The following is an 18,552-nucleotide window of genomic DNA, read 5'->3' on the forward strand; positions in this document are numbered from 1 at the left end:
GCGACGCGCTCAGCGGTCCGCGCGGACCAGCAGATCCCCGATCTCGCAGTCGAGCGCCTGGCAGATGGCGATGAGGGTCGAGAAGCGGATGGCCCGGGCCTTGTCGTTCTTGAGGATCGACAGGTTGACGATGCTCACGCCGACGATCTCGCTCAGTCGCGTGAGCGTCATCTTCCGTTCGGCGAGGAGTTCGTCGAGTCGGCAGTGGACGCCGGTCTCCTCGTCGTCAGCGGCGGGCGTCACACGAGGCCTTCCGTGTCGCGCTGAAGCCGCTCGCCGACGGCGAAGGCGCGGGCGACCGCACCGAGCCCGAAGAAGAGGAACAGCTTGAGAAAGTCCATCGGCTCGTTGGGCGCGACATATGCGCCGTCGCTGATCTGCGCGGTGGCCGCGGCCGTGATGTAGGAGCGCAGGAACGAGCCGGCGACGAGGTCGAGACCGATGGCTCCCGCCATCACCACGAGCAGGACCGTGTTGTCACGTGTAAAGGCTCTACCGCGCGCGAGATTGAGGACGACGAATGCCGCGCATGCGAGCGCGCCGAGCAGACTCAGCGCGTGGATCGATACCTCTGCGATCAGCGCTGAGTATGGCGCCGGCGGGAGCCCGCTCAGGGAGAGGATCGCGCGGTCCACCGAGACATCGACACCGGAGCTGCCGGGACCGAGCGGCAGCGTTGCGACTTCGCCGCTCAGCCGCACGGTGATCGGCACCTCTGAATTGGGGATGATCTGCGAGAGCCGGAGCACGGCGTCCACGACGACGCCGCATGCAAGTACGACGGCGAAGACGATGATCCACAGGAACGTCCAGCGATCGCTCTGCGGGAAGAGCTCAGGGCGGGAGGTCGAGGCGCTCATCACACGAGTCCTTCCGTATCGCGCTGAAGCCGCGCGCCGATCGTGAGCGCGGCAGCGAGGAGGAACAACAACGTCGGGGTCACCAGTGCGCCGGCGGGGAATTCGAACATGAGGATCGCGAAGCCGAAGTTGTGGAGCCCGAGTGCCTCGGTCGCGGCTGCCGCCGCGAGGCCGCGCAGGAGCGGCGTCAACAGAGCCGCCGCGAAGGACAGCAGTGCGGCGACGAGGGCGACAGTCGCCGTTCCGGGCAAGAGCGGGCGGTGGGAGGCGAAGCGCCGGCCAAGGATGAAGATGAGCACGCAGATCGCCAGAGCGGAGCTCGCCGAGAGGAGGACGCCGAGCGCGAGGGGGACGCGCACGGACCACGGGGCCCCGACGACCGTGACCTCAGCCTCCGTGAAGATCGAAGACGGCACCTGCTTGAGTCCGTCCTCGAAGAAGACCGCGTCGTCCGCGATCGGCACGTGCACCGGGATGGCACGTGCGAAGACACCGTTCACAAGCTGCCAGATCGTCCAGACGATCGTGAGCGCGAGCGCACCCAAACTCAGCCAGGCGACCAACGAGATGGCCCGACGGTCTCCGCGCGTGATCGGAGAATCCGAGTTCGACGGCATTCTGACTTCCCCTCGTAACGAAAATCGATAACAACGATAGTCGTTAAGGCGGGCGGGATGTGCCAGGGGCGCGGCGTCATCGTGACCGTTCTGTGATGAGGGAGGGGGCGGCATTTCGTCTCGGTCGCTTCGCTCCCTCGCTCAATGACCGGGAGAGGAGGGGCGCTCCCTCGCTCAATGACCGGCAGGTGGGTCAAGGCGCTATGCCCAGGGCGAACACGGCTCCTCGAGCGACGGGCGCTCGTTACGGTGGAACCACGACGCGTCGACCGTCCTTTATCGACGCGTCCTGGCCTCGGCCCTGAGGAGTGACATGTTCGAGAGATTCACCGACCGTGCCCGTCGTGTGGTCGTCCTCGCCCAAGAAGAGGCGAAGATGCTCAACCACAACTACATCGGCACCGAGCACATCCTGCTCGGGCTCATCCACGAGGGTGAGGGCGTCGCTGCCAAGGCGCTCGAATCGCTCGGCATCTCGCTCGACGCTGTGCGCGAGCAGGTGCAGGACATCATCGGCCAGGGGCAGCAGCAGCCGACGGGGCACATCCCGTTCACGCCGCGCGCCAAGAAGGTGCTCGAGCTGTCCCTGCGCGAGGCGCTGCAGCTCGGCCACAACTACATCGGCACCGAGCACATCCTCCTCGGCCTCATCCGCGAGGGCGAGGGCGTCGCGGCCCAGGTGCTCGTGAAGCTCGGCGCCGACCTCAACAAGGTGCGCCAGCAGGTCATCCAGCTGCTCTCCGGCTACCAGGGCAAGGAGCCCGTGGGCGTCGCGCCGAGCGGCCAGGAGTCGCAGCAGGCGGCGCAGGGCGGCTCGCAGGTGCTCGACCAGTTCGGCCGCAACCTCACGCAGGCCGCGCGCGAGAACAAGCTCGACCCGGTCATCGGGCGCGAGAAGGAGATCGAGCGCGTCATGCAGATCCTGTCGCGCCGCTCGAAGAACAACCCCGTCCTCATCGGCGAGCCCGGCGTCGGCAAGACCGCCGTCGTCGAGGGCCTCGCGCAGGCGATCGTCAAGGGCGATGTGCCCGAGACGCTCAAGGACAAGCAGCTGTACTCGCTCGACCTCGGCTCGCTCATCGCCGGCTCGCGCTACCGCGGTGACTTCGAGGAGCGCCTGAAGAAGGTCACCAAGGAGATCCGCACGCGCGGCGACATCATCGTCTTCATCGACGAGATCCACACCCTCGTGGGTGCGGGCGCCGCGGAGGGCGCGATCGACGCGGCCTCGATCCTCAAGCCGCTCCTCGCGCGCGGCGAGCTGCAGACGATCGGCGCCACGACGCTCGACGAGTACCGCAAGCACTTCGAGAAGGACGCGGCTCTCGAGCGCCGCTTCCAGCCCATCCAGGTCGCCGAGCCCTCGCTGCCGCACGCGATCAACATCCTCAAGGGCCTGCGCGACCGCTACGAGGCGCACCACAAGGTGCAGATCACGGATGGCGCGATCGTCGCGGCCGCGAACCTCGCGGACCGCTACGTGAGCGACCGCTTCCTCCCGGACAAGGCCATCGACCTGATCGACGAGGCCGGCGCCCGCCTGCGCCTGTCGATCCTGTCGTCGCCGCCGGCTCTGCGCGAGTTCGACGAGAAGATCGCGAAGGTCCGCGAGGCCAAGGAGGCCGCGTCGGAGGAGCAGGACTTCGAGAAGGCCGCCGCCCTGCGCGACGAGGAGAAGGCGCTCCTGGGCGAGCGCCTGCGCCTCGAGAAGCAGTGGCGCTCGGGTGACGTCGCCGCGCACGCGGTCGTCGACGAGGGCCTGATCGCCGAGGTGCTGGCCCAGGCCACGGGCATCCCGGTGTTCAAGCTCACCGAGGAGGAGACCAGCCGCCTCGTCTTCATGGAGAAGGCGCTGCACCAGCGCGTCATCGGCCAGGAGGAGGCGATCGCCGCGCTGTCGAAGACCATCCGCCGTCAGCGCGCCGGCCTCAAGGACCCGAAGCGCCCCTCGGGCTCGTTCATCTTCGCCGGCCCCACGGGCGTCGGGAAGACCGAGCTCGCGAAGGCGCTCGCGGAGTTCCTCTTCGACGACGAGGGCGCGCTCATCTCGCTCGACATGTCGGAGTTCGGCGAGAAGCACACCGTCTCGCGTCTGTTCGGCGCCCCTCCCGGGTTCGTCGGCTTCGAGGAGGGCGGCCAGCTCACCGAGAAGGTCCGTCGCAAGCCGTTCTCGGTCGTGCTCTTCGACGAGATCGAGAAGGCGCACCCCGACATCTTCAACTCGCTCCTCCAGATCCTCGAGGAGGGACGTCTGACGGATGGCCAGGGCCGCGTCGTCGACTTCAAGAACACCGTGATCATCATGACGACGAACCTCGGCTCGTCGGCGATCGCGGGCGGTCCGGTCGGCTTCCAGGTCGAGGGCAACACCCAGACGACCTACGAGCGGATGAAGGGCAAGGTCGACGAGGAGCTCAAGCGCCACTTCAAGCCCGAGTTCCTCAACCGCGTCGACGACATCATCGTCTTCCCGCAGCTGTCGAAGGACGAGCTCATCCAGATCGTGGACCTGTTCACGAAGCGTCTGGCGGAGCGCCTGCTCGACCGCGACATGACGATCGAGCTGTCGCAGGCGGCCAAGGAGCGTCTCATCGAGGTCGGCTTCGACCCGGCGCTCGGCGCCCGTCCGCTGCGTCGCGCCATGCAGCGCGAGGTCGAGGACCGGCTGTCGGAGCAGCTGCTCAACGGCCAGCTCGAGTCGGGCCACCACATCAAGGTGGACCTCGTCGACGGCCAGTTCACGTTCCACAGTGCACCCCGCGGCGAGAAGGTCGCGGTCGGCGTGAACACGGGCGGCGACATCTCGGCCACGCCCGACCTCGCGGCGCTCGGCGACTGACGGAGACGACAAGGGGCGGAGCCTTCGGGCTCCGCCCCTTTCGCGTGCCCGCGGCGCGCTCAGCGGAGCCTGAGGTGCGCCGTCCTAGGGTGGGAGGATGACCGAGTTCACGGTGCGCGCGGCGCGAGCGGCCGACATGGAGCAGGTGCACCGGATGCTCGAGCCGTACGTCATGCGGCGGATCCTGCTCGGCAAGGACCTCGTCGTGCTCTACGAGGCGACGCAGGAGTTCCTCGTCGCGGAGGACGCCAGCGGGCGGGTCATCGGCTGCGGTGCGCTCCACGTCATGTGGGAGGACCTCGGCGAGATCCGCACCCTCCTCGTGGAGGACGGATGGCTGCACCACGGCGTCGGCCGCGCCATCGTCGACGGGCTGGAGCGCAAGGCGCGCGACCTCGGCCTCACGCGCCTGTTCTGCCTGACCTTCGAGGTCGACTTCTTCCGCCGGCGCGGCTTCGAGCCGATCGGCGAGCAGGTCGTCTCGCCCGACGTGTACTCGCAGCTCGTGCGCAGCCCCGACGAGGGCGTCGCCGAGTTCCTCGACCTCGCCCATGTGAAGCCGAACACGCTCGGCAACACCCGGATGCTCAAGCACCTCTGAGAGGATGCACCCGTGAGCCAGCGTCGCCGCCCCTCGAAGGCCGTCTACCGACGGCGTCGTCTCATGGTGCTGGTGCTGGCCGTGCTCGTGATCGGCGGGATCGTCTGGCTCGCGATCGCGCAGCCCTGGCAGGCGCTCTTCGCGGGACCCGCGGCGACCCCCGCCCCCGCGTCGACGACCGAGGCGCCCGCAGCCGCGGCCGAGCCGAGCGAGGAGCCCACGCCGACGTCGACGCCCACGCCGACCGAGCCCGCCGCACCGGGGGAGTGCGACCCCGCGAAGCTCGAGGTCGTCGGGCTCGCCGACCAGGGCGAGTACGCGGCCGACCAGCAGCCCCGCTTCTCGATCGAGCTCACGAACACGGGCGACGTCGACTGCGTGCTCAACGTCGGCACCACCACGCAGCGCTTCACGGTGACGAGCGGCGCCGACACGTGGTGGACCTCGACCGACTGCCAGAGCGAGCCGAGCGACATGGAGGTCACGCTCGCCGCGGGCCAGACCGTGACGAGCGCCGAGCCGGTCGTGTGGGACCGCACGCGGTCGAGCGTCGACACGTGCGACAGCGACGCGCGGCCGGCCGCTCCGGGCGGCGGCGCGTCGTACCACCTCGAGGTCGAGATCGCCGGCGTGACGTCGAAGCAGACCACCCAGTTCCTGCTGCGCTGACGGCGGACACGCCCGAGGCGCGCTGTCCCCCGAAAGGGGGACATACAGGACGAAGCGCGCCGCGTAAAGTCGTACGTGACTCCGAAGATGATCCCAGAGCTGTCCCCAGCAGCTCGCCGCACATCGTGTCCCCAGCACGGCGGCATCGAATATCGGAGGGATCAGGGCCCCTCACCTCCCGGAACCCCGGAGGCGAGGGGCCCCTCATTTTCCCTCCTCACCGCGCGGCTCCGTAGGGTGGAGGGCATGGCCTCCTCGAAGCGCAAGAAGTCCGTCGCGGCCGACCCCACGGCGTTCCGCTCCGAGGCGCTCGCGCAGGCGCTCGAGAAGCAGGACATGGCCGCGGTCGCCCTCGCCCTCCGCAACGGCAACACCGTCGTGCCGCTGCTCTCGCCCGGGCAGAAGGACGATCCGCTCGACGGCGGCGAGGTGTGGACGTACCGCGACGCGAGCACGGGCCAGGTCGCGCTGCTGCTCTTCAGCGACGCCCGGCACAAGCCCGCGAACCTGCCGCCCGCGGTCGGCGTCTACTCGCCCGCCTGGCTGCGCGCGTTCCTCACGCAGCACCGCCGCACGATCACGTCGGTCTTCCTCGACATCGCGGGCCCGCACCCCATGCAGGCCACCCCCGACGACCTGCTCGCGGCTCTCGAGGCCTGAGCGGGTGGCGCGGCGCGCCTGATCAGAAGTCGGCGAATCCCGTGTGCTGCGGGACGAGGTGCAGCGACCGCATGTCGTTGAGCGCCGACGTGAGCTTGCCCGAGCGGTCGTCGACCACGCGCGTGTAGCCGAGACGCGCCGCCTCGGCACGTCGCTGCGCGCCCTGCGTGACCGGGCGCACGTCGCCCGCGAGGCTGAGCTCGCCGACGGCGGCCACGTTGCGGGCGATCGCATGGTTCCGCACCGACCCGGCCACGGCGATCGCGATCGCGAGATCGGCGGCGGGCTCGGTGAACTTCACACCGCCGACGGTCGACACGTACACGTCGAGCTCGCTCGTCTTGATGCCCGCGCGGCGCTCGAGCACGGCGAGCACCATCGCCACGCGCGACGGATCGACGCCGTGGACGACGCGGCGCGGGTTGTTCGCCGACGTCGGGACGGTGAGCGCCTGCACCTCGACGGGGAGCGCCCGCCGCCCCTCGAGGGCGATCGAGATGCACGTGCCGGGCTCGGGGCTGCCCTGCGAGAGGAACAGCGCACTGGGATCGGGCACCTCGACGATGCCGTCGCCCGCCATCTCGAAGCAGCCGACCTCGTCGGCCGCGCCGAAGCGGTTCTTGAGCGCGCGGATGAACCGCAGGCTCGTCTGCCGGTCGCCCTCGAAGTGGCACACGACGTCGACGAGGTGCTCGAGGAGGCGCGGACCGGCGACCTGGCCGTCCTTCGTGACGTGCCCGACGAGGATGACGGGGAGGTCGCGCTCCTTCGCGACGCGGATGAGCGTCGACGCGACCTCGCGCACCTGCCCCGGCATGCCCGCCGCGCCGTCCGACAGGGACGACGAGATCGTCTGCACCGAGTCGATGATGACGAGCGCGGGCTGGACCGCGTCGATGTGCCCGAGGATCCGCGCGAGATCGGTCTCGCTCGCGAGGAACAGCTCGTCGTGCAGCGCACGGGTCCGCTCGGCGCGCAGTCGCACCTGCCCGGGCGACTCCTCGGCACTCACGTAGAGCACGCGGCGCCCCTCGCGCGCCGACTGCGCCGCGACCTCGAGCAGCAGGGTCGACTTGCCGACGCCGGGCTCACCGGAGAGCAGGATGGCCGCGCCCGGCACGATGCCGCCGCCGAGCACGCGGTCGAACTCGCCGACGCCGCTCGCGCGGCGCGGCGTCTCGGCCGTGCTGATCGACGTGATCGGGCGCGCGGACGCGGTGGGGATCATCGGCGCGACGCGGCGGCCCGCGTCGGCGGGCGCCGCCGCCTCGGACACGGTGTTCCACTGCTGGCACTCGCCGCAGCGCCCGACCCACTTGGGGCTCGTCCAGCCGCACTCGCTGCAGACGTAGGCGGGCGGGGCGGGGCGCTTCGAGACCATGCTCCTCAGCGTACGAGGGGGCACCGACATCCGATCGATCGGCGCGTGCGGGAATCCCTACCGGATCGGCAGACTTTACGCTGCATGAAGCGCGTCAGCGCCCATCGGCTCCGCCTGTGGTGGACTGGATCCATCGGCCCCCGAGCCGATGCCCTTGCCCTGTCCCGAGGAGACTCCCATGTCCCGATTCCCCCGCGCCGCGCTCGCCGCGGCATCCGTCGTCACGGCAGCAGCGCTTCTCGCCGGCTGCTCGGGCGGCACGGCCCCCACGGAGTCCGCCGGCTCTGGCGAGCCCCAGCAGGGCGGCACGCTCACGTACCTCGAGCCGCAGACGTGGCTCACCCTCTACCCGCCGGCCGGAGGCTTCTACCCCAACGGCGGCATCATCAACAACATCACCGACCGCCTGCTGTACCAGAACCCCGAGACGCTCGAGCTCGAGCCGTGGATCGCGGAGGACTGGGAGGTCAACGAGGACGCGACCGAGTACACCTTCACCCTGCGCGAGGGCGTGACGTACTCCGACGGTTCGCCGCTCGACGCCGAGAACGTCGTGCGCAACATCGACCTCTTCGGAAAGGGCGACCCCGACCGCGCCCTCACCGTGTCGGAGGCCATCAACAACTACGACCGCGGAGAGGTCGTCGACGAGCGCACGGTGAAGTTCCACTTCACGGCGCCCTCGCCCGGCTTCGCGCAGGCGGTCTCGACGATCAACTCGGGCCTGCTCTCGAACGAGACGCTCGAGCGCACGGGCGAGGAGTTCGGCCCGGGCAACGCGACCGAGATCATCGGCAGCGGCCCCTTCGTCGTCGCCGACGAGGAGATCGGCACCGAGATCTCGCTCGAGGCGCGCGAGGACTACGACTGGGCGCCGCCGTCGCTCGAGCACCAGGGCCGCGCGTACCTCGACGGCATCGACTACCTCGTCGTGCCCGAGGACAGCGTGCGCGTCGGCACCGTGACGGCTCAGCAGGCGCACATCGCCCGTCAGATCGAGGCGCCCGACGAGCCGCAGTTCGCCGCGGACGGCCTCTCGCTGCACGCCGCCGCGACGAACGGCGTCAACAACGGCCTGAGCTTCCGCTCCCGCGACCCGCTCCTCGAGGACATCCGCGTGCGCCAGGCGCTCATCGCGGGCATCGACCGCGAGGAGATCGTCGAGACGCTCTTCACGGACAGCTACCCGCTCGCGACCGGCGCGCTCGCCGAGACCGCGCTCGGCTACACCGACACCTCGGAGTACTACGAGTACGACCCCGAGAAGGCCGCCGACCTGCTCGACGAGGCCGGTTGGGAGCTCGGCTCCGACGGCGTCCGCGAGAAGGACGGCGAGAAGCTCAGCCTCACGTTCAACGAGGCGCTGCCGCAGCCGCGCTCGAAGGAGGTCGTCACGCTCATCCAGCAGCAGTTGGGCGAGCTCGGCGTCGAGGTGAACCTCCTGCCGGGAGACCAGGCAGCGCAGGACGCCGCTCGCGGCGAGGTCGGCACGCTGCAGGTGTACCACTCGATGGTCGGCCGCGCCGACTTCGACGTCCTGAAGTCGCAGTACCACTCGGGCAACCGCAACACGCTGCTGAACGGCTACCCCGACGGCTCGGTCGGCGACGAGGAGCTCGACGCGCTCCTGCAGGAGATCGCCTCGAGCCCCACCGAGGAGGGCCGCGCCGAGGCGTCGGCCGCGGCGCAGCAGCGGATGGCCGAGCAGGCCTACATCCTGCCGATCTTCGAGGAGCCGCAGGTGTTCGGCTACGTCGACGCCGTGCAGGGCTTCCGCACCGAGTCGGTCGGGCGTCCGCTGTTCTACGACACGTGGCTCAGCAAGTAGTCCCTTGCTGACCTACGTCCTGCGACGCGCCGGGCAGGCGCTGCTGGTGCTCGTGCTCGCCTACACGGCGGCGTACGTGCTCCTCGCGGCCCTGCCCGGCGACGCCGTGCTCGCCCGGTACGGCAACCCCGACCTCGGCCTCACGCCCGAGCAGCTCGAGCAGATCCGCGCCGCGTACGGCGTGGACCGCCCGCTCGTCGTGCGCTACCTCGAGTCGGCCGCGGGCTTCCTCCGCGGCGACTTCGGTTTCTCGGTGCAGAGCGGCGCCGCCGTGTCCGACCTCATCGCCGTGAACCTGCCCGCGACGCTGACCCTCGCGGTGCTCGGGCTCGGCGCGGCCATCTTCCTCGCCGTCACGATCGCGTTCACGGCGACGTACGGCGGATGGCGGTGGCTGCGTCGCGCGTTCCGCTCGATCCCGCCGTTCTTCGTCTCGCTGCCGGTCTTCTGGGTGGGCATCATCCTCATCCAGATCTTCTCGTTCCAGCTCCGGCTCATCCCCGCGATCGGCGCCGACCCCGTCCAGTCGCTCATCCTGCCTGTCGCGACCCTCGCCATCCCGATCGCCGCGCCCCTCGCGCAGGTGCTCATGCGCAGCATCGACGAGGTGCGCGAGCGCCCGTTCGTGGCGGTGGTCCGCGCACGCGGGGCGAGCACGTCGTGGCTGCTCTGGCGCAACGTCGCCCGCAACGCGCTCCTGCCGACCCTCACGATGGCGGGGCTGCTGTTCGGCGAGCTCGTCGGCGGCGCGGTCGTCACCGAGACCGTGTTCGCCCGCAACGGCATCGGCCAGATCACGGCGCAGGCCGTCGCGAACCGCGACACCCCCGTCCTCCTCGCGGTCGTCGTCATCTCGACGGTCACGTTCGTCGTCATCAACCTCGTCGTCGACCTGCTGTACCCCGTGCTCGATGCGCGGCTGCGCACGCGCGCGTCGGCGCGCCCCGCGCGGAAGGGAGCCGTCCGATGACCGCCATCGCCCCCGGCCGCGCGCGCCGCGGCCTCGGCCGGTCGCTCGCGCGCCCCGGCTTCATCATCCCCGTCGTCGTCCTCGTCGTCGCGCTCGCCTGGGCGATCGCGCCCGGCCTCTTCACGGGCATCAGCCCGACCGACACGGTCGCACCGTCGCTGCAGGCGCCGAGCGCCGCGCACTGGTTCGGCACCGACGCCACGGGGCGGGATGTCTTCGCGCGCGTCGTGCACGGCGCCTCCCAGTCGATCAGCGGCGCGCTCATCGCGGTGCTCGTCGGCCTCGTCGTCGGCACCGCCCTCGGCGTCACTGCCGGCGCGACCGGCGGCGTCGTCGACGAGGTGCTCATGCGCATCGTCGACGTGCTGCTCGCCATCCCCGCGCTCCTGCTCTCGCTGAGCGTCGTCATCCTGCTCGGCTTCGGCACGACGAACGCCGCGATCGCCGTCGGCGTGACCTCGATCGCCGTGTTCGCGCGCCTTGCGCGGTCGGAGGTCGTGAGCGTGCGCGTGAGCGAGTTCGTCGAGGCCGCGTACGGCTCGGGCGGGACCTTCCTCAGCGTGCTGTGGCGGCACATCCTGCCCAACTCGCTCACGCCCGTGATCGCCCTCGCCGCGCTCCAGCTCGGCTCGGCCATCCTGCAGATCTCGACCCTCGGCTTCCTCGGGTACGGCGCCCCGCCGCCCACGCCCGAATGGGGTCTCCTCATCGCAGAGGGCCGCGACTACGTCGCGACCGCGTGGTGGCTGACCGTCCTGCCGGGCGCCGTCGTCGTCGCGGTCGTGCTCGCGACGAACCGGCTGAGCCAGGCCATCCGAGGAGGCGAGCCGGCATGACCGAACCGCTGCTGTCCATCCGCGACCTCGCCGTGCAGTACCGCACGGCGCACGGCCCGGTCGACGCCGTCCGCGGCGTCTCGTTCGATGTCGAGGCCGGCAGGGTCACGGCCCTCGTCGGCGAGTCGGGCTCGGGCAAGACGACCGTCGCCCAGTCGGTGATCGGCCTGCTCGCCTCGAACGGGCACGTCTCGCGCGGGAGCATCCGCCTCGCCGAGCGGTCGGAGGGCCCCACCGAGCTCGTCGGGCTGAGCGAGCGTCGGTGGCGCCATCTCCGCGGCCGCTGCATCGGGCTCATCCCGCAGGACCCGGGCAACTCGCTCAACCCCGTCGCGACGATCGGCGCGAGCGTCGGCGAGGCGCTGCGGATCCACGGCTGGCGCGATCGTCGCAAGATCGAGGCGCGCGTGCTCGACCTTCTCGAGCGCGTCGACATCGACGATCCCGAGGCGCGTGCGCGCCAGTACCCGCACGAGCTGTCGGGCGGGATGCGCCAGCGCGTGCTAATCGCCGCCGCGCTCGCGCTCGAGCCCGAGCTCGTGATCGCCGACGAGCCGACGAGTGCGCTCGACGTGACCGTCCAGCGCACCGTCCTCGACCTCCTCGACCGTCTCCGCGAGGAGACCGGAACGGGCATCCTCTTCATCACGCACGACCTCGCCGTCGCGGCCGACCGCTCCGACGACATCGTCGTCATGCGCGGGGGAGAGGTGCAGGAGGAGGGGCCGTCGGCAGCCGTGCTCACGGCGCCGCAGTCGCCGTACACGCGCACGCTGCTCGCCGACGCGCCGTCGCTCGCGCAGGTCGTCGAGCGCACGCCGCCCGCGGTCGACCCCGGAGCGCGTCCGCTCGTCGAGGTGGCCGGTCTCCGCCAGGAGTTCGCCCGCGGGGCGGGGCGGGCGCCGCTCGTCGCCGTCGACGACGTGTCGTTCGCGATCCCGAAGGGGACGACGCACGCGCTCGTCGGCGAGTCCGGGTCGGGCAAGACGACCACGGGGCGCAGCATCGCCGGCTTCAACCGCCCGACGGCGGGGACCATCCGCGTGGGCGACGTCGACGTGACCGCGCTGCGGTCGGCGCGGGAGTTCCGCCGCACGACCCAGCTCGTCTACCAGAACCCGTACGGCTCGCTCGATCCGCGCCAGACCATCGCGAGCATCCTCGCCGAGCCGCTCGAGAACTTCGGCCTGGGCGACCGGGCGGAGCGCGCGGACCGCGTCGCGCACCACCTCGAGCTCGTCTCGCTCGCGCCGGAGATCGGACGCCGCCGGCCGCGCGAGCTCTCGGGCGGGCAGCGGCAGCGCATCGCGATCGCCAGGGCGCTCATCCTCGAGCCGGAGCTCGTCGTGCTCGACGAGGCCGTCTCGGCGCTCGACGTGACCGTGCAGGCGCAGATCCTGCGCCTGCTCGCGCGCCTGCAGAGCGAGCTCGGGCTCACCTACGTCTTCATCTCGCACGACCTCGCTGTCGTGCGGCAGATCGCCGACACCGTGTCGGTGCTGCAGCGGGGCCGGCAGGTCGAGCACGGCACGGCCCAGCAGGTGTTCGACGACCCGCAGGACCCGTACACACGGCAGCTGCTCGCCGCGATCCCCGGGACGACGTTCCGCGAGGCCGACGGGCACGCGCAGGAGGGAGCACGATGACCGGCCCGCGTCTGGGTTTCTTCTCGCGCCTTCTCGAGGAGGCGCCGGCCGCGGACCGCTACCGGTTCGCACTCGAGCAGATCGCGCAGGCCGAGGAGTCCGGCTTCGCGTCGGCGTGGATCGCGCAGCACCACTTCGGCGAGCACGAGGGCGGGCTCCCTTCGCCGTTCGTGCTCCTCGCGGCGGCAGCCGAGCGCACGACGCGCATCGGCCTCGGCACGGCCGTCCTCACCCTGCCGATCGACGACCCGGTGCGCGCGGCCGAGGACGCGGCCGTGCTCGACCGTCTGAGCGACGGGCGCGTGCAGCTCGGCGTCGCCTCGGGCGGCACTCCGTCGTCGTTCGCCGCGTTCGGGCAGGACGCCGCGCGCCGTCGGGAGATCTTCGCCGACCACTTCGCGGTCTTCCTCGATGCGCTCGAGGGGCGCGGCATCCGCGGCACCGCGTCGCGCATGTACCCCGACGGCGGCGATCTCGCGCGGCGCCTGTGGCAGGCGACGTTCTCGGTCGACGGAGGGCGCCGTGCCGGCGAGCGCGGCGACGGGCTCATGCTCTCGCGCACGCAGCCGCGCCCCGAGGGAGCGACGGACGCGCCGCTGCACACGGTGCAGCTGCCGATCATCGAGGCGTACCGAGACGCGCTTCCCGACGGCGCGCCCGCGCGCGTCCTCGCGTCGCGCACGGCGGTGGTCGTCGACCCCGAGAACCGCACGCACGTGCTCGAGCTCGCGCAGGATGGCCTGCGCCGGCTCGCCGAGACCATGTTCGGCCTCGACGCCGACCGGCTCGGGATCGACGAGCTCGTGCGCATCACCGACACCCACATCGGCACGGTCGACGAGGTCGTCGCGACGCTCGCGGCCGACGCGGCGATCTCCGCCGCGACCGATGTGTCGTTCCAGGTGCACTCGGTCGCGGCGCCCCACGAGCTCGCGCTCCGCTCCCTCGAGCTGCTGGCGACCGAGGTCGCCCCGCGGCTCGGGTACGCGACCGGCGCCGGCGCGGCGTCGTCGCTGCGCACCGCGCACCATCCGCTCGTCCCCGCAACCGAAGGAGCCTCATGAGCCAGAACGCGGACATCATCGATCTGCTCGCGGGCGTCGCCCCGGGCAGCGCGCTGTCGGCCATCCGAGACCAGCGCCCCCAGGCGCGCGAGAACGCGCAGCGCAGCTTCGAGGCGCTCCTCGAGCCCGCCGACCCCGGCACGTTCCCGCTCTCGGAGCGGTACGCGGTCGCCGCCTTCGTCGCCCGCCTGCACGGCTTCGACGCCGCGACCGACTTCTACGCCGATGTGCTCGGCGACGAGGCGCCCGAGCTCGTCGCACCGGTCGACGCGGCCGCCGCGAGCGGCGCGACGACGGGTCCGTACGGGGTCTACCGCGAGCCCGGTCTCGCGGGCGAGAGCCGCGAGGGGCTCGTCTGGACGGCCGACGCCGGCGCACTCGGCGAGCGGCTCGCCGCCGCGCTCACGCACGCGCACCTGCTCGTCTTCCGCCCCCGCGAGGCGCGGCCGGAGGCGCTCCAGGCGCTCGTCGACGCGGGCTGGAGCGCAGACGACATCGTCACGCTCTCGCAGCTCGTCGCCTTCCTGTCCTTCCAGCTCCGCGCGGCCTGGGGCCTGCGCGTCCTGGCCGCCCACCCCGCAGAAGGGAGCGTCGCATGAGCGAGCTCGTCACCGCGTACCCCGACCTCGCCCGCCCCGAGGCGTTCACGCAGCAGGGCCTCGGCTGGGTGCCGTGGCTTCTGCCCGTCGCCGAGGACGAGCTGACCGACGCGCAGCGCGAGGCGCTCATCGAGCCGGCGCGCGCGAAGATGCCGTACTTCAGGCTGCTCGCGCGCGATCCCGAGGCGCTCAGGGCCCGCACGCTGACCGACCTCGACATCTTCTTCAACGTCTCGAGCGGCGTCGGCCAAGCCGAGCGCGAGCTCGCGGCGGCCGCCACGTCGCGGCACAACGGCTGCGTGTTCTGCGCGCACGTGCACGCGGCAGCGGCGACGCGCGAGTCGGGTCGGGAGGACGACGTGCAGCGCCTCCTCGACGAGGGCGTCGGCGCCGACCTCGGCGACGACACCTGGAACGCGATCGTCGCGTCGTCGGTCGCGCTCGCCGAGACGCCGCTCGCGTTCGGCGGCGACGACGTCGCCCGCCTCCGCGAGGCCGGCCTCGACGACGCCGAGATCGTCGATGTGATCAACGGCGCCGCGTTCTTCAACTGGGCGAACCGGCTCATGCTGTCGCTCGGCGAGCCCGAGGTGCCGGCCCGACGTCGCAGCGGCGCATGAGCATCCCGCGGCTCCTCGACCACGTCGTGATCGCAGGACCCGATCTTGTCGCGCTCGTGCGGTGGTTCGCGCAGGAGACCGGGGTGAGCGCCGCGCCCGGCGGCGTGCATCCCACGGGCACCGCGAACGCGCTCGTCGCCCTCACGGTCGCCGGAGAGCGCGGCCCGCAGTACATCGAGCTCATCGGCCCCGACCCCGATCGGAAGGACGCCGCGCTCCCGACGAAGTTCGGCATCGCGGGCCTCACCGCGCCGAGCGTGCAGACGTACGCCGTGCACCCCGACGACCTCGACGCGACGGTCGCCGCGGCGCGCGAGCGGGGGTACGACCCGGGCCCGATCGAGCCGCTGTCGCGGCGCACACCCGACGGGGAGCTCCTCGAATGGCGCCTCACGCGCGGCGAGGACGTCCGGCTGGACGTGCCGTTCCTCATCGACTGGGGCGCGACCGCGCAGCCCGGACTGTCGGCCGTCCCCGCGATCGAGCTCGTGTCGCTCGTCCGCGTCGAGCCCGACCCCGGGCCCCTGCGCCGTGAGCTCGACGCCCTCGGCCTGGGCGATGGCGTCGCGGAGGTCGAGGAGGGCGCTCCCGCCGGCTATCGCCTCACGCTGCGCCGCGACGACGGGCGCGTGGTCGTTCTGTAGCGGGTGGTCCGCCGGGTTTCCCTGTCGCGTTGTGCGCCATAGTTTGTAAGACTATGGAACTAAGTACAGCGCTCCGCCGAGTGGGCGCCCGAGGCGAAGGAGCCGCATGACCGTCATCCCGCTGTCCGAATCCTGGACCGTGACCGCCCTCTCCGGCCCCGCGCCCGAGGGCGTCGCCGGCCGGGCCATCCCCGCGACCGTTCCGGGGTCGGTGCACCTCGATCTGCTGCGCGCGGGTCTCATCGACGAGCCGTTCGACGGCGACAACGAGACGACGCAGCAGTGGATCGGCGATGTCGACTGGCGCTTCGAGACGACGTTCCGGTGGCATGAGGACGGCTCGGAGCGCCGCGACCTCGTCGCCGAGGGTCTCGACACGCTCGCGACGATCACGCTCAACGGCGTCGAGATCGGCCGCACCGAGAACCAGCACCGCAGCTACCGCTTCGACATCGGCGCCGCGCTCGTCGAGGGCGAGAACGCGCTCCGGATCGACTTCGACGCGCCCGTGCCCGCCGCGCACGAGCGCTCGGAGCGGCACGGGGCGCGCCCGCACGTGAACCACCATCCCTACAACGCGCTGCGCAAGATGGGCAGCAGCTTCGGGTGGGACTGGGGCATCGACGTCGCGGCGTCGGGCATCTGGAAGCCGATCCGGATCGAGACGTGGTCGACCGCGCGCATCGCGTCCGTGCGCCCGCTCGTCGACGTCGAGGGCACGACCGGCGTGCTCGAGGCCCACGTCGCGATCGAGCGGGCCGACGGTCTCCGCCGTGGCCCGCTGCGGGTCGAGGTCGAGATCGCCGACCGCGTCGAGCAGGTCGAGGTCGCGCCGGGGGAGACCTCCGCACGCGTCCGCGTCGAGGTGCCCGACGCCGACCTGTGGTGGCCCCGCGGCCACGGCGCGCAGCCGCTCTACGACGTCGCCGTGCGCATCGCGGATGTCGACGCGTGGCAGGGGCGGGTCGGCTTCCGCACCGTGCACGTCGACATCGCTCCCGATGAGGACGGCAGCCCGTTCGCTCTCCACGTGAACGGCCGGCTCATCCACGTGCGCGGAGCGAACTGGATCCCCGATCACGCGTTCCTCACCGAGGTCGACCGGGACCGGTACGCGCGCCGCATCGCCGACGCCACCGAGGCCAACATGAACCTCCTGCGCGTGTGGGGCGGCGGGATCTACGAGTCCGACGACTTCTACGACCTCTGCGATGAGCAGGGTGTGCTCGTCTGGCAGGACTTCCTCCTCGCGTGCGCCGCGTACGCCGAGGAGGAGTGGCTCTCCCGCGAGATCGAGGCCGAGGCGCGCGAGGCCATCACGCGCCTCTCGCCCCATCCGTCGCTCGTCATCTGGAACGGCAACAACGAGAACATCGTCGCCTACGCCGACTGGGGGTGGCGCTCGAAGCTCGGCGGACTCACGTGGGGCGAGGCGTACTACCGCCGGATGTTCACCGCGCTCCTCGCGGAGCTCGACCCGACGCGCTTCTACTCCGCGGGCAGCCCGTACTCGTTCTCGTCGTACCTCAGCCCGAACCTCGACCAGTACGGCACCGTGCACATCTGGGACGTGTGGAACACCAAGGACTACGCCGCGTACCGCGAGTGGAAGCCGCGCTTCGTCGCCGAGTTCGGGTTCCAGGGCCCGCCCGCGTGGACGACGCTCACGGATGTCGTGCACGACGCGCCGCTCGACCCCCAGGGCGCGCAGATGCTTGTGCACCAGAAGGCGTGGCAGGGCAACATCAACCTCGAGCGCGGGTACGGGCCGCACCTGCCGGCCCCGAAGACGATCGACGACTGGCACTGGACGACGCAGCTGAACCAGGCGGCGGCGCTGCGGTTCGGCATCTCGTACTTCCGGTCGCTCGCGCCGTACAACACCGGGACGATCGTGTGGCAGCTGAACGACGACTGGCCCGTCATCTCGTGGGCGGCCGTCGACTTCGCCGAGCGGCGCAAGCCGCTCTGGTACGCGCTCAAGGCCGTGTATGAGCCGCGGTTCGCCACGATCCAGCCGGCCGAAGACGGGCTCGCGGCGGTGCTCCTCAACGACGCCGACGAGGCATGGAGCGGCGAGCTCGTCGTGCGCCGGCTCGCGTTCGACGGCGCCGTGCGGGCCGAGGTCGTCGTCGCCGCCGAGGTCGGGGCGCGCGGCGCCGCCACGGTCGCCCTGCCGGCCGAGGTCGCGGCAGCGGACGAGCCGACCGGCGAGGTGCTCGTCGTCGATGCGCCCGGCTTCGGGCGCGCGCTGCACGACTTCGCCGAGGTGGTGGAGCAGTCGCTCGATCGCGCGCCGCTCGAGGTGCGCGCCGAGCGGGCGGATGGCGCGGTGCGGGTGCGCGTGACGGCCCGCTCGTACGTGCGCGACGTCTTCCTCCTGGCCGATCGCGGCCACCGCGATGCCGCCGTCGACACGGGGCTCGTGAGCCTGCTCCCCGGCGAGGAGCACGTCTTCACCGTGACCGGAGCGCCCGAGGATGTCGACCCGTCGGCGTTCACCGCTCCGCTCGTCCTCCGTCACGCGGGAGACCTCAGGGCCTGACACCGCGCCATCCCTCGCCCGCCCACGCCGCAGCTCCGCGGCGTGGGCGGGCTCTTTGTTCCATTCGTTACGAAACACCCTTGACCGAGTTCGTTTCAGTGCGTAACAATGGTCGCAACGGGAGCCCGCCTCCCGGAACCCTGGTCTCCAGGGCTCGTCGACGCCGACGGCCT

General features: G+C 71.5%; 17 protein-coding genes. 13 read left to right on the top strand and 4 right to left on the bottom strand.

All coding sequences use genetic code 11. The features are described from left to right. Window positions 1-9 precede the first annotated feature (9 nt). The 3 genes from ACOWU6_RS02395 to ACOWU6_RS02405 are packed head-to-tail and all read right to left on the bottom strand — an operon-like array spanning window position 10 to window position 1,477. The gene (locus ACOWU6_RS02395; RefSeq protein ID WP_421074585.1) at window positions 10-243 is read right to left on the bottom strand and encodes a helix-turn-helix domain-containing protein; all 234 of its coding nucleotides are present in this window, start codon (window positions 241-243) and stop codon (window positions 10-12) included. Beyond that, window positions 240-860 carry a hypothetical protein gene (locus tag ACOWU6_RS02400; protein WP_421074586.1) on the bottom strand — a complete coding sequence of 207 codons (621 nt, stop codon included), beginning with the start codon at window positions 858-860 and terminating at the stop codon, window positions 240-242. Before ACOWU6_RS02400 ends, ACOWU6_RS02395 begins: the two co-directional genes overlap by 4 nt. Beyond that, a complete protein-coding gene (locus tag ACOWU6_RS02405; protein WP_421074587.1) occupies window positions 860-1,477 on the bottom strand; it encodes a hypothetical protein in 618 nt (205 codons plus the stop codon). The genes ACOWU6_RS02400 and ACOWU6_RS02405 overlap by 1 nt, the downstream gene beginning before the upstream one ends. Before the next feature lie 313 nt (window positions 1,478-1,790). On the opposite strand from ACOWU6_RS02405, the gene ACOWU6_RS02410 reads away from it, so the two are divergent. The 4 genes from ACOWU6_RS02410 to ACOWU6_RS02425 all read left to right on the top strand — a co-directional run bounded on the left by ACOWU6_RS02410 (window position 1,791) and on the right by ACOWU6_RS02425 (window position 6,246). After that, window positions 1,791-4,316: an ATP-dependent Clp protease ATP-binding subunit gene (locus ACOWU6_RS02410; protein WP_271173147.1), complete on the top strand. Its 2,526-nt coding sequence runs from the start codon at window positions 1,791-1,793 to the stop codon at window positions 4,314-4,316. Between the two features lie 97 nt (window positions 4,317-4,413). Next, window positions 4,414-4,917 (top strand): amino-acid N-acetyltransferase, encoded by a 504-nt coding sequence (locus ACOWU6_RS02415; protein WP_271173146.1) that lies wholly within the window; start codon window positions 4,414-4,416, stop codon window positions 4,915-4,917. A 12-nt stretch (window positions 4,918-4,929) separates the two neighbouring features. Further along, window positions 4,930-5,586, top strand: a complete 657-nt coding sequence (locus tag ACOWU6_RS02420) for a hypothetical protein (protein ID WP_421074588.1) — start codon at window positions 4,930-4,932, stop codon at window positions 5,584-5,586. A 246-nt stretch (window positions 5,587-5,832) separates the two neighbouring features. Further along, entirely contained in the window at window positions 5,833-6,246 is a 414-nt protein-coding gene (locus ACOWU6_RS02425) for a dehydrogenase (RefSeq protein ID WP_421074589.1), read from the top strand. A gap of 22 nt (window positions 6,247-6,268) precedes the next feature. On the opposite strand, the gene radA is transcribed toward ACOWU6_RS02425, so the two are convergent. Next, the gene (radA, locus tag ACOWU6_RS02430; protein ID WP_271173143.1) at window positions 6,269-7,627 is read right to left on the bottom strand and encodes a DNA repair protein RadA; all 1,359 of its coding nucleotides are present in this window, start codon (window positions 7,625-7,627) and stop codon (window positions 6,269-6,271) included. 178 nt (window positions 7,628-7,805) lie between these two features. Between radA and ACOWU6_RS02435 the strand changes: the two genes are divergently transcribed. The 9 genes from ACOWU6_RS02435 (at window position 7,806) to ACOWU6_RS02475 (ending at window position 18,379) form a co-directional block, all read left to right on the top strand. Then, complete coding sequence (locus tag ACOWU6_RS02435; RefSeq protein WP_421074590.1) at window positions 7,806-9,455, top strand: TIGR04028 family ABC transporter substrate-binding protein; 1,650 nt, start codon at window positions 7,806-7,808, stop codon at window positions 9,453-9,455. A gap of 7 nt (window positions 9,456-9,462) precedes the next feature. After that, window positions 9,463-10,425 carry an ABC transporter permease gene (locus ACOWU6_RS02440; protein ID WP_271173230.1) on the top strand — a complete coding sequence of 321 codons (963 nt, stop codon included), beginning with the start codon at window positions 9,463-9,465 and terminating at the stop codon, window positions 10,423-10,425. Next, entirely contained in the window at window positions 10,422-11,261 is an 840-nt protein-coding gene (locus ACOWU6_RS02445) for an ABC transporter permease (protein ID WP_271173141.1), read from the top strand. The genes ACOWU6_RS02440 and ACOWU6_RS02445 overlap by 4 nt, the downstream gene beginning before the upstream one ends. After that, window positions 11,258-12,907: a dipeptide ABC transporter ATP-binding protein gene (locus ACOWU6_RS02450; protein ID WP_421074591.1), complete on the top strand. Its 1,650-nt coding sequence runs from the start codon at window positions 11,258-11,260 to the stop codon at window positions 12,905-12,907. Before ACOWU6_RS02445 ends, ACOWU6_RS02450 begins: the two co-directional genes overlap by 4 nt. Further along, window positions 12,904-13,971 (top strand): putative FMN-dependent luciferase-like monooxygenase, encoded by a 1,068-nt coding sequence (locus ACOWU6_RS02455; protein ID WP_421074592.1) that lies wholly within the window; start codon window positions 12,904-12,906, stop codon window positions 13,969-13,971. The genes ACOWU6_RS02450 and ACOWU6_RS02455 overlap by 4 nt, the downstream gene beginning before the upstream one ends. Next, window positions 13,968-14,570, top strand: coding sequence for a CMD domain protein (locus tag ACOWU6_RS02460; protein ID WP_271173138.1), 603 nt, complete (start codon window positions 13,968-13,970; stop codon window positions 14,568-14,570). The genes ACOWU6_RS02455 and ACOWU6_RS02460 overlap by 4 nt, the downstream gene beginning before the upstream one ends. Next, entirely contained in the window at window positions 14,567-15,190 is a 624-nt protein-coding gene (locus ACOWU6_RS02465; protein ID WP_421074593.1) for an alkylhydroperoxidase domain protein, read from the top strand. Before ACOWU6_RS02460 ends, ACOWU6_RS02465 begins: the two co-directional genes overlap by 4 nt. After that, the gene (locus tag ACOWU6_RS02470; RefSeq protein ID WP_421074594.1) at window positions 15,187-15,834 is read left to right on the top strand and encodes a VOC family protein; all 648 of its coding nucleotides are present in this window, start codon (window positions 15,187-15,189) and stop codon (window positions 15,832-15,834) included. Before ACOWU6_RS02465 ends, ACOWU6_RS02470 begins: the two co-directional genes overlap by 4 nt. 106 nt (window positions 15,835-15,940) lie before the next feature. Further along, window positions 15,941-18,379 carry a glycoside hydrolase family 2 protein gene (locus ACOWU6_RS02475; RefSeq protein ID WP_421074595.1) on the top strand — a complete coding sequence of 813 codons (2,439 nt, stop codon included), beginning with the start codon at window positions 15,941-15,943 and terminating at the stop codon, window positions 18,377-18,379. Window positions 18,380-18,552: the final 173 nt, after the last annotated feature.

Source organism: Microbacterium sp. SA156 (assembly GCF_049065455.1).
Lineage (GTDB): Bacteria > Actinomycetota > Actinomycetes > Actinomycetales > Microbacteriaceae > Microbacterium > Microbacterium barkeri.